11 protein-coding genes are annotated in these 11225 nt (G+C 69.5%); 10 read left to right on the forward strand and 1 reads right to left on the reverse strand.

The window, feature by feature from the left end; genetic code table 11:
- Window positions 1-32: 32 nt before the first annotated feature.
- Window positions 33-1967 (reverse strand): AMP-binding protein, encoded by a 1935-nt coding sequence (locus CXY79_RS04095; RefSeq protein ID WP_104099875.1) that lies wholly within the window; start codon window positions 1965-1967, stop codon window positions 33-35.
- 87 nt (window positions 1968-2054) lie between these two features.
- Between CXY79_RS04095 and CXY79_RS04100 the strand changes: the two genes are divergently transcribed.
- The 10 genes from CXY79_RS04100 (at window position 2055) to CXY79_RS04145 (ending at window position 11061) form a co-directional block, all read left to right on the forward strand.
- Window positions 2055-2771 (forward strand): GntR family transcriptional regulator, encoded by a 717-nt coding sequence (locus CXY79_RS04100; RefSeq protein WP_104099876.1) that lies wholly within the window; start codon window positions 2055-2057, stop codon window positions 2769-2771.
- A 60-nt stretch (window positions 2772-2831) separates the two neighbouring features.
- On the forward strand, window positions 2832-4367 hold the full coding sequence (locus CXY79_RS04105; protein ID WP_104099877.1) for an MmgE/PrpD family protein: 1536 nt from the start codon (window positions 2832-2834) through the stop codon (window positions 4365-4367).
- A complete protein-coding gene (gene prpB, locus CXY79_RS04110) occupies window positions 4367-5278 on the forward strand; it encodes a methylisocitrate lyase (RefSeq protein ID WP_104099878.1) in 912 nt (303 codons plus the stop codon). The genes CXY79_RS04105 and prpB overlap by 1 nt, the downstream gene beginning before the upstream one ends.
- 46 nt (window positions 5279-5324) lie before the next feature.
- The gene (locus CXY79_RS04115; protein ID WP_104099879.1) at window positions 5325-6455 is read left to right on the forward strand and encodes a bifunctional 2-methylcitrate synthase/citrate synthase; all 1131 of its coding nucleotides are present in this window, start codon (window positions 5325-5327) and stop codon (window positions 6453-6455) included.
- Window positions 6456-6491: 36 nt separating this feature from the next.
- Window positions 6492-7109, forward strand: coding sequence for a phosphoribosyltransferase (locus tag CXY79_RS04120; RefSeq protein WP_104099892.1), 618 nt, complete (start codon window positions 6492-6494; stop codon window positions 7107-7109).
- A complete protein-coding gene (locus CXY79_RS04125; RefSeq protein ID WP_104099880.1) occupies window positions 7106-7825 on the forward strand; it encodes a Type 1 glutamine amidotransferase-like domain-containing protein in 720 nt (239 codons plus the stop codon). Before CXY79_RS04120 ends, CXY79_RS04125 begins: the two co-directional genes overlap by 4 nt.
- A gap of 10 nt (window positions 7826-7835) precedes the next feature.
- Window positions 7836-8522, forward strand: a complete 687-nt coding sequence (locus CXY79_RS04130; protein ID WP_104099881.1) for a uracil-DNA glycosylase — start codon at window positions 7836-7838, stop codon at window positions 8520-8522.
- A gap of 26 nt (window positions 8523-8548) precedes the next feature.
- On the forward strand, window positions 8549-9127 hold the full coding sequence (locus CXY79_RS04135; RefSeq protein ID WP_199186723.1) for a GNAT family N-acetyltransferase: 579 nt from the start codon (window positions 8549-8551) through the stop codon (window positions 9125-9127).
- 44 nt (window positions 9128-9171) lie between these two features.
- Window positions 9172-9534: a hypothetical protein gene (locus tag CXY79_RS04140; RefSeq protein WP_104099883.1), complete on the forward strand. Its 363-nt coding sequence runs from the start codon at window positions 9172-9174 to the stop codon at window positions 9532-9534.
- A 72-nt stretch (window positions 9535-9606) separates the two neighbouring features.
- A complete protein-coding gene (locus CXY79_RS04145; protein ID WP_104099884.1) occupies window positions 9607-11061 on the forward strand; it encodes an amidase in 1455 nt (484 codons plus the stop codon).
- Window positions 11062-11225: the final 164 nt, after the last annotated feature.

Here is an 11225-nt window from a genome sequence, read left to right on the forward strand (position 1 = left end):
GCTGGGGTGATCTGTGGGGGTCGACTGGTGCTTCAGGCGTTCGGGCCGACTCCATGCACGGCCTGCTTGAGGGCGTCGAGAACCGTGGGATCCTCGATCGTCGGCGGTACGGTGTAGGCCTCGCCATCGACGATCTGCCGGATGGTCTTGCGGAGAATCTTCCCCGACCGGGTCTTCGGCAGCCTGTCCAGGATGGTCACGTCTCGGAACGCGGCCACCGGCCCGACATGCTCCCGCACCAGCGCGATGAGCTCTGCGCCGAGAGTGTCGTGGTCGATCGTGGCCCCGGACTTGAGCGTGACGAAGCCGGCCGCGCGCTGCCCCTTGAGAGGGTCGCGCACGCCGAGCACCGCGCACTCGGCGACCGCGGGGTGCAGGGTGAGCACCTCCTCGAGCGAGCCGGTGGACAGTCGGTGCCCGGCAACGTTGATCACGTCGTCGGTGCGGCCCATCACATAGAGGTAGCCGTCCTCGTCGAAGTGGCCGGAATCTCCGGTGGCGTAGAAGCCGGGGAAAGCCGACAGGTAGGAGCTTTCGAAGCGGTCTTCGCTGCCCCAGATCCCGAGCAGGGCGCCGGGCGGCAGCGGGAGGCGGATGGCGATGTTGCCGTCCTTGCCGGCCTTCGTGACCGGCTTGGCCTGGGAATCGAGGATGGCGATGTCGTAGCCGGGGACCGGGAACGTGGCCGAGCCCGGTTTCGTCGGGATGTCGGCGATGCCCCGCGGGTTCGCGCAGATCGCCCAGCCGGTCTCGGTCTGCCACCAGTGATCGACCACCGGGCAGTGCAGCCCGTCATTGGCCCAGTGGTATGTCTCCGGGTCGAGGCGTTCGCCGGCCAGGAACAGCCCGTGCAGGCTCTGGATGTCGTGCCCCGCCAGTTCGACCAGGTCAGGGTCGACGCGGCGGATGGCACGGATGGCCGTGGGCGCCGTGAACAGGACTGACACCTGGTAGTCCTCCACCACGCGCCAGAACGCCCCGGCATCCGGGGTGCCGACCGGTTTGCCCTCATAGATGACCGTGGTGGCGCCGACCAGCAGCGGGGCATAGACGATGTAGGAGTGGCCGACCACCCAGCCGACGTCAGAGGCCGCCCAGAAGACGTCGCCGGGCTTGACGTTGTAGATGTTGGCCATCGACCAGGCCAGCGCCACGGCGTGGCCGCCGTTGTCGCGGACGATCCCCTTCGGATTGCCGGTCGTTCCGGAGGTGTACAGGATGTAGAGCGGGTCGTCGGAGCGAAGGCTGATCGGCGCGGCCGGGGAGGCCTCGTTCTCCTCGTGGGCCCAGTCCAGCCAGGCCACGTCGCTGGTGCCGGCGTAGTCGGCGGCGCAGCCGGGGACCATCTCCCGGTCGCGCACGATGACGGTGTGCACCGAGCCCTTGCTGCGAGCGAGGGCGCGTTCGACCAGAGGCAGGTATTCGACCGCCCGGCCCGGTTCGAGGCCGCCGGAGGCGGTCACGATCACGGTCGGTCGCGCATCGTCGATCCGCACGGCGAGCTCGCTGGCTGCGAAGCCGCCGAAGACGACGGAGTGGATGGCGCCGATGCGGGCACACGCCAGCATGGCGACGATGGCTTCCGGGATCATCGGCAGGTAGACGATCACCCGGTCGCCCTGGCCGACGCCGCTGGCGCGGAGCACCCCGGCGAAGCGCTCGACGCGTCCCAGAAGTTCGCGGTAGCTCAGGCGCACCCGGGTGCCGGACATCGCCGAGTCGTAGATGACGGCCGTCTGTTCGCCGCGGCCGGCGAGCACGTGGCGGTCGAGCGCGTTGTAGCTGGTGTTGAGTTCGCCGTCCGGGAACCAGCGCCAGGCGCCGGGGAAGCGTTCCTCCAGCGCCACCGTCGGCGGAACGGTCCAGTCGATTGCCCGGGCTGCCTGCAGCCAGAACGCCGAACGCGTGCCGTCATCGATGCTTCTCTGCCACAGGTCGTGATACCCCGCCGAAGCTTTCCCTGACATTCGAACCTCTCCGTTGAAGTTCCTATGTATACATAGAATTCGTGAAGTCTGGCACATAACCCGCGATAAGGGAATAACATGTGATTTGTGTATACAGAAACCCCAACGACGGGGACCACGGCTCCGGTTCGCGCAAGTGAACGCGCCTACCGGCAGCTGCGCGGCGAGATTCTCGACGGCCTCCTGGCGCCCGGCACGGGGCTGCTCGAGGTGGAGCAAGCCGCCCGGATCGGGGTGTCGCGCACCCCTCTGCGCGCGGCGATCGCCCGGCTGATCGCCGACGGTCTGGTGGCCGGCCGCACCGGCCGTGGGTTCATGGTCACCGAGATGAGCGTGGACAGAATCGGGGAACTCTACGAGGTGCGACGGGCGTTGGAGGAACACGCCGCCCGGATCGCCGCCGAGCGCCGCGACCCGGCGGTCTTCGAGGCTCTCCGCACGCAGTTCCTTGCGGCCCCGGAGCTGCTCCGGCACGGCAAGGCGGGACTACGGCGCTACTACGAGCTGATCGACGAGTTCGACCTGGCCCTCGACGTGGCCGTGGCGAACCCCTTCCTCGTGGGTGCGCTCGCCGGGGTGCGCACGCACCTCGCCCGCATCCGTCGCCTGGCCCGGGACAACCCGGACCGGCTCCGAAGCGCCGCCGCCGAGCACCTGCTCATCGTGGACGCCGTTCTGGCGGGCGATTCGTCGCTGGCCGCCCACGCCACGCACGTGCACCTCCACCAGAGCCTCACCAGCGTTCTCGCGACCCTCCGGGGATCGTCGGCCGTTCCGGCCGACCCATCGCCTCCACCGCGCTGACCGCACTATTCGAACCAATCGAACCAATCGAACCAATCGAACCAATCGAAGGGATCCACCGTGCAGCTCCACCACGTTCGTGTTCACCGCAGCGACGAGAACCTTGCCCGCACCGACCAGCTGGCCTGGAAGATCGCCGAGGTCGCTTCCGACCCGGTCGGGGTGAGCGACGAGGTGACCGAGATGATCGTCAACCGGGTGATCGACAACGCCGCCGTCGCCGCGGCGTCGCTGACCCGGCGCCCGGTGGTGTCGGCCCGCTCGCAGGCGCTGGCGCACCCGCGTTCGTTCAACGGCGTCGGGGCGACCGTGTTCGGTGAGCAGCGCTCCCGCCGGGTGTCACCTGAGTGGGCGGCCTGGGCCAACGGGGTCGCTGTGCGTGAGCTCGACTACCACGACACGTTCCTCGCCGCCGAGTACTCACACCCCGGCGACAACATCCCGCCGGTCGTCGCGGTCGCCCAGCACCTCGCCACCGCCCGCGGATTGACCGGTCGCGACCTCGTGCGCGGCATCGCCACGGGCTACGAGATCCAGATCGACCTGGTCAAGGGCATCAGCCTGCACGCGCACAAGATCGACCACGTGGCCCACCTCGGCCCGTCGGCGGCCGCCGGCATCGGCACCCTGCTCGGGCTCGACCCCGAGACCATCTTCCAGGCGGTGGGGCAGGCGCTGCACACCACGACGGCCACCCGGCAGTCCAGGAAGGGCGAGATCTCCAGCTGGAAGGCACACGCCCCGGCCTTCGCCGGCAAGATGGCGGTGGAGGCGGTCGACCGCGCGATGCGCGGCGAAACCAGCCCCACCCCGATCTACGAGGGTGAAGACGGCGTGATCGCCTGGCTGCTCGACGGGCCGGATGCCGCCTACGAGGTGTCGCTGCCGTCGAATGGTGAAGCCAAGCGCGCCATCCTGGACAGCTACACGAAGGAACACTCGGCGGAGTATCAGGCGCAGGCGTGGATCGACCTGGCCCGGAAGCTGCACCGGGAGCACCCGGCCCTGTCCGATCCGGCCAACGTCGTATCCGTCGTCATCCACACCAGCCACCACACCCACTACGTGATCGGCTCGGGCGCGAACGACCCGCAGAAGTACGTCCCCACGGCCAGCCGGGAGACCCTCGACCACTCCATCCCGTACATCTTCACGGTCGCCCTGCAAGACGGCAGCTGGCACCACGTGGATTCCTACCGGCCCGAACGCGCCGGCCGGGCCGACACGATCGCCCTCTGGAACAAGGTGACCACCACGGAAGACAGCGAGTGGACCCGCCGGTACCACTCGCTCGACCCGGCCGAGAAGGCCTTCGGCGGTCGAGTCGAGATCGAGCTCACCGACGGCAGCCGGGTCGTTGACGAGATCGCCGTCGCCGACGCCCATCCGCTCGGCGCGAAGCCATTCGGGCGGGCCGAATACGTGCACAAGTTCCGCACCCTCGCGGCCGACGTGGTCGAGGAGGGCGAGATCGTGCGCTTCCTCGCCGCGGCCGAACGCCTGCCGCGGCTTGGCGCCGGGGAGCTCGGCCAGCTCACCATCGTGGGCCGTAACGGGTTGCTCGCCTCACTTCCCACCCCGAACGGAATCTTCTGATGTTGTACTCGAAAGTCAGCCCGGCCGCCAAGCGGGCCGCGTTCCGCAAGGACCTGGCGAGCGGCCGGCTGCTGCGCTTCCCCGGTGCGTTCAACCCGCTCTCGGCCCGACTGATCGCGGCCAAGGGCTTCGAAGGGGTGTACATCTCCGGCGCGGTGCTCTCGGCCGACCTGGGTCTGCCCGACATCGGCCTGACCACTCTCACCGAGGTGGCCGGCCGGAGCCAGCAGATCGCCCGGATGAGCGACCTGCCCACGATCGTGGACGCCGACACCGGCTTCGGCGAGCCGATGAACGTGGCACGCACGATCCAGACGCTCGAGGATGCCGGCCTGGCCGGCATGCACATCGAGGACCAGGTCAATCCGAAACGCTGCGGTCACCTCGACGGCAAGCAGGTCGTCGACGACGACACGGCGGCCAAGCGCATCCGGGCGGCCGTCGACGCCCGGCGCGACCCGAACTTCCTGATCATGGCGCGCACGGACATCCGTGCCGTCGACGGCCTGGCTGCCGCGGTCGACCGGGCGAAGAAGCTCGTCGACGCCGGGGCCGACGCGATCTTTCCGGAGGCGATGGCATCCCTGGCCGAGTTCGCGGCCATCCGCGCCGCCGTGGACGTGCCGGTGCTGGCGAACATGACCGAGTTCGGCAAGGGCGAGCTCTACACGACCCAGCAGCTGGCGGATGTCGGCATGAACATCGTCATCTTCCCGGTGTCCCTGCTGCGCCTCGCGATGGGGGCGGCCGAACGCGGCCTCGACACCATCGAGGCGCAGGGCTCACTGACCGGCTTGCTGCCGGAGATGCAGCACCGGGCGAGGCTCTACGAGCTGCTCGACTACGAGTCGTACAGCCACTTCGATTCCGGCGTCTTCAACTTCACCCTCAACCCGGATGTTGCCTCGTAGCAGCCCGGCCCCGCACGCAGATCCAGTCTCAACGCAAGGGAGCGACATGAGTCAGAACGAACCGACCATTTACAAGGGCCTCGCCGGCGTCGTGGTCGACCATACGCAGGTGTCCAAGGTCAACCCCGAATCGAACTCGCTGCTGTACCGGGGCTACCCGGTGCAGGAACTCGCGGCACAGAAGAGCTTCGAGGAGGTGGCCTACCTGCTCTGGCACGGCGAGTTGCCGACCGACGTCGAGCTGGGCGAATTCGAAGAGCAGGAACGCTCCCTCCGGCACCTGACTCCTGCGGTGAAGCGCGTCATCGACGAGCTGCCGATGACGGCGCACCCGATGGACGTCGTGCGCACGGCGGTCAGCCTGATCGGCGCGAACGACCCCGATGCGGCCGACGCGTCGCCGGCGGCCAACCGTGCCAAGGGCCTGCGGCTCTGGGCCCAGATGCCGGCGATCGTGGCCTACGACCAGCGCCGCCGCCACGGCCTCGAGCTGATCGAACCGCGCAGCGACCTCGGCTACTCGGCCAACTTCCTGTTCATGACGTTCGGCGAGGTGCCCGAACTCGTGGTCGTGAACGCGTTCGATGTGTCCATGATCATGTATGCGGAGCACTCCTTCAACGCGTCGACGTTCACCGCCCGCGTGATCACCTCGACCCTGTCCGACCTGCACTCCGCGGTCACCGGAGCGATCGGGGCTCTCAAGGGCGCGCTGCACGGCGGGGCGAACGAGGCCGTGATGCACATTTTCGACGAAATCGGGCTCGGCCTGGGCGCCGGGAAGCGCGCCGAGGCGTGGCTGAATGAGACCCTCGCCGCAAAGCGGAAGGTGATGGGCTTCGGCCACCGGGTGTACAAGCACGGGGACTCGCGGGTGCCGACCATGCGCACCGCGCTGGTCACCCTGGTCGAGCATTATGACCGGCCGGACCTGCTGGAGCTCTACGAATCCCTCGAGGCGGGGATGACGACGCGCACCGGCATCCTGCCCAACCTGGACTACCCGTCGGGACCGGCGTACAACCTGATGGGATTCGACACCCTCACTTTCACGCCGATCTTCGTCGCGGCGCGACTGACCGGGTGGACCGCGCACATCATCGAGCAGACCGCATCGAATGCCCTGATCCGGCCGCTCTCGCTCTATAACGGCCACGAGGAGCGGCACCTGGCCTGAGCTCATCGTGACCGCGCCGTGACCTACCATTGGGAAATGGGATTCGACGCGGACGACGCTGCACGTGATGTGACCGGAATTGAGCGGGAAGTGCTGGGCTGGGACGTGTTCGCGGACGCGTCCCGCCAGCTGTCGAAGGCGGTGCTGTCGAGCGGCTTCCAGCCGGATGTCGTGATCGCCATCGCCCGCGGCGGGCTGCTGCTCGCCGGCGCCATGTCGTATGCGCTGGGCACCAAGAACTGCGGCAGCATCAACGTGCAGTTCTACACCGGCGTCGACGAGCGCCTCCCCGTGCCGGTCCTGTCGGGACCGATGCTCGACGCGCCGTCACTGACCGGCCTGCGGGTGCTGCTCGTCGACGACGTCTCCGACTCCGGGCACACCCTCGCGATGGTCGTCGCGCTGCTGCGGGAAACCGCCTGCGAGGTGCGCACCGCCACCCTGTACACGAAGCCTCGCACCGTGCTGGTGCCCGATTTCACCTGGTGTGAAACGGACCGCTGGATCGTGTTCCCCTGGTCCTCGCTGCCTCCCGTAGCGGAGAGCCTCACCGGTGCGAGCCTGCCGGGCGGCGCACAGCTCGATGACGACCTGCCTGTCGCGAGCCTGCTCGCCGCCAGCCTGCCCCTCGTGGCCCGGGGCGCCCTGCTGTGAGCGTGCACCTGGTCGGCGGCGGTTGGAACCCCCGGACAGACGCGGCCGTCTTCGGACCCTTCCTGGCCGAGGCCACGGCGCGCGGAGTCGTGGCAGGCCGCGCGGAGCCTGGCATCGCGATCCTCGTCGTGCGTTCCGAAGACGCCGCCGACCACGCCGCGAACCTGGTCGCCGCCGTTTCCGCGGCCGGCGAGTTCGAGCCGAAGGTCACCGTCGTCGCCCCGGGCGACGTCTTCGCCCTGACCGCTGTGTCCGAGGCCGACGGAATCCTGGTCGGCGGCGGAGTCACCCCCGCCTACCTGGTCGCCGTGGCCCCGATATTCGGTGAGATCCGTCGTCAGGTGGCCGCCGGCATCCCCTATCTCGGATTCTCTGCCGGCGCGATGATCGCGGCCGAGCGTGCCCTGATCGGCGGCTGGCGCATGGGCGGCGTCGAGGTCAGCGGCGAACACGCCGCCGAGGGGCTCGACGAGATCACCGTTGAACCCGGCATCGGGCTGCTCGACGTCACCGTGGAGGTGCACGCCGCCCAGTGGGGCACGCTGTCCCGGTTGGTCGCGGCCACCGAGGCCGGCCTGATCGACGGCGGCCTGGCCGTCGACGAGAACACCGCGCTGGTCGTCGGCGAGGGCGCGCTCAGCGTCGTCGGAGCCGGCAGTGTCTGGCGGGTCAGCGAGGCCGACGGCGGGGTGCTCGTGAGCACCTTCGGGGCCTGAGCCGAGCATCATGCCCGTCACCCTCGCGGCGCTGACCGAGAGCCGGGCCATCGATCTTGGCTGGGCCCAGGCGCTGGCGCCGGTGGGGCCGGAGATCGACCGGATGGCGGAGCTCCTGCGCGCCGAGACTCTGGCCGGCCGTATCTGGCTACCGGCCCCGGAGAACGTCTTCCGCGCCTTCGCCGAGCCGTTCGATGCCGTGCGGGTGCTCATCGTCGGCCAGGACCCGTACCCGACCCGGGGACATCCGATCGGGCTCGCCTTCGCGACCGAGGCACACGTGCGGCCGCTGCCGCGCAGCCTGGCGAACATCTGCCGGGAGCTGCACGACGACGTGGGCGTCACCGCCGCCACCGGAGACCTCTCGCCGTGGTCGCGGCGGGGGGTGCTGCTGCTCAACCGCGTACTCACCGTGCAGGCCGGCTTGGCCGGGTCGCACCGGCGCCGCGGCTGGGAAAGCGTGACCGAGCACGCCATCCGCGCCCTCGTCGCCCGGGACCGGCCGCTCGTGGCGATCCTGTGGGGGAAGGATGCCGGCACGCTGCGGCCGCTCCTCGGGGACACGCCGGTGATCGAGTCCGCGCACCCGAGCCCGCTGTCGGCCAGGCGCGGATTCTTCGGTTCAAAGCCGTTCAGCCGGGCCAACGAGTACCTCGGCCGCACCGGGGCGGCCCCGGTGGACTGGTCCCTCGGGTAATCTGGAGCTCTCTGGAGGAGTTAGCTGTGCTTGAAGAGGAATACCAGCCGCGTCGGCAATTGCCCCGGCACCTTCGACCGACGCCCGCGGAAGAGGCGCCGTTCGGATTCACCATGCGTGAGGCCCAAATCACCGATCTGCCGTATATCCGGGAGGTCTACAACTACTACGTCGCCAACAGCACGGTCACCTTCGACGTCGACCCGATGACCCTCGCCGAGTGGCGCAGCAAGTTCTACTATCTGGGCAAGCTCGGGATGCCGTTCATCGTGGCCGTCTCCCCGGCCGGCCAGCTGCTCGGCTACGCCCTGGTCAGCCCGTGGAAGCAGAAACGCGCCTACCGGTTCACGGTCGAGAACTCGATCTACCTCGGAGCGGCCTCCACCGGCAAGGGACTGGGCCGGATGCTGCTCGGCGAACTCATCGAGCGCTCCCAGGCGGCCGGGCTCAAGGAGATCATCTCGGTCGTCGCCGACCAGGGCGCCGACGCGTCGATCAAGCTGCACCTCGACTTCGGATTCGCGGAGATCGGCCGGATGGGCAAGGTCGGCTACAAGTTCGACCGCTGGCTCGGCACCGTGCTCCTGCAGAAGAGCCTCAAATAGGCGCAGCGGCGAGCCTGCGGCCGGCGGGCGCCTAAAATCGAGGGATGACCGATGCCCTGCCCACCCTGCCCGAGCGCCACATCGTGTTGCGCTCGTTCGCAGGACACCTCGAGGCCGGCCCCGACGCCGTGTTCAACCGGCTCGTGACGGCGATGGCCTCGGGGGCGGCCGGCGGGGGCAACGTGCACACCGACCGGGACCGACGCCGACTCGTGCTGCGGCGCGGCTGGTGGTACCGCGGCGAGTACCAGGTGCTGCCCGAGGAGGAGGCCGGGTCGCTCGTGCAGTACGAGATCATCAACGTCGCGCAGCTGCTGCCGTGGGCCGGGTCGTGGGCGGCGGCATCCGTTCTCCGCGCCGCGCCGCGGGCGTTCCAGGCGTTGCTGACCGGGCTGTCCCACTCTTGAGCGTCGCGCCGCTGAGCGTCTCGCCGCTCCGTCGCGCCGATGCCCGGCATCCCGGCTGGCTAGGCTCGGGGGATGGCCGCTCCGCATGAACTGACCGCTCTCGAACAATGGCAGGCGCTGCAGCGCGGTGAGATCAGCCCCACCGAGCTGACCGAGCACTACCTGGGCCGGATCGAGGCTCAGGACTCTGGCCTCGGCGCGTTCGTGAGCGTGACAGCGGATGCCGCGCGGAAGCGGGCCCGCTTCGTCGAGCAGCTGATGCCGCGCAGCATGCCGCTCTGGGGTCTGCCCTTCGCCGACAAGGACCTGCAGAGCCGCGCCGGCGTGCCGGCCCGGTTCGGATCGCGGCTGATGCAGGATTACGTGCCGGCCGAGTCCGACGATCTCGTGCTCGCCCTGGACGCGGCTGGCGGCGTGAGCCTCGGCAAGACCAGCACGCCCGAGTTCGGGCTGCCGTCGTACACCGAGACGCTGGCCGGGCCGCCCGCGCGCAACCCGTGGGACCGCTCCCGGGGCGCGGGCGGCTCCAGCGGCGGGGCGGCGGTGGCCGTCGCCGCACGGCTGCTTCCCTTCGCTCCGGGCTCCGACGGCGGCGGCTCGGTGCGGATCCCCGCGGCAGCCTGCGGTCTCGTCGGCCTGAAACCGTCGCGTGGCCGGGTGCCCTCGTCGTCCGGGATCAACACGCTCGGCGGTCTCAGCGTGGCCGGACCGCTGGCACGGACGGTGGCGGATGCCGCCCTGCTGCTGGACGCCATGATCGCGCCGCGAGGCGGGCATCCGCAGCACCTGTACTCGCTCCGGCCCCCCGGCGACGATGCACCTCTGCTGGCCGCCGCCGTGCGCGGCGAGGGCCGGTTCCAGCTCGGCGTGATGACAACCTCCGCCTGGGATGACGCCTACCCGATCGAGATCGCTCCCGAGGCGCTGGCCGCCCTGATGGTGGCCGTCGACGGGTTCGCGAGTATGGGCCATGGCCTGGAGGAGACGGCGCTCGAGCCCGACGACAGCTATGTGCCGGCGTTCCGCGCGATCTGGCAGGCCGGCGCTGCGAGCATCCCCGCCGACACCCCGGAGCAGGAGAAGCTGCTCGAGCCGCTCACCCGCTGGCTGATGAACCGCGGCCGGGAGCTGTCCGCTCGGGATCTGGCTCAGGCGCTCACGGCCCTGTCGGCTTACGAGCGGTCGTTCATCCGCCAGTTGTCCCGGTTCGACGCGGTGCTGACCCCGGCGCTCGCGCTCACGCCGCGCCCGCTGGGCTGGTACGACGCGGTCGACGGGGAGCGCAACTTCGCCCAGCAGGTGCAGTACACCCCGTTCACGTCCATGGTCAACGTGAGCGGACTGCCCGCGATCGTGCTGCCCGTTGCCGAAACCGGGGCTGGACTGCCGATGGGAGTGCAGCTGATCGGCCGGCCGGGCGGGGAGGCCACGCTACTGGCGCTCGGTGCGCAGCTCGAACGGAGGCTGCAGTGGCAGCACCGCACGCCGCCCGAGGCCGGCGGCCCCGGACTCCCGTGCGCCCGCTGAGCGATTCCGAGCGCGCGGTCAAACCAATTCGACGGAGATTTTGGGTCAAGCACCGGTTTTTGAGCCTGAACACGCGGTCTAGATGTTGTTCCCACACAGGTTGTGAGCGTGGCGTGAGCTAAAAAGGTGAGGACCTCCGGTATCGATTGGGTTACCACACTCAA

Origin of the sequence: Cryobacterium sp. M96, from assembly GCF_002929845.1 — a bacterium.
In the GTDB taxonomy this organism is placed as follows: Bacteria; Actinomycetota; Actinomycetes; order Actinomycetales; family Microbacteriaceae; genus Cryobacterium; species Cryobacterium sandaracinum.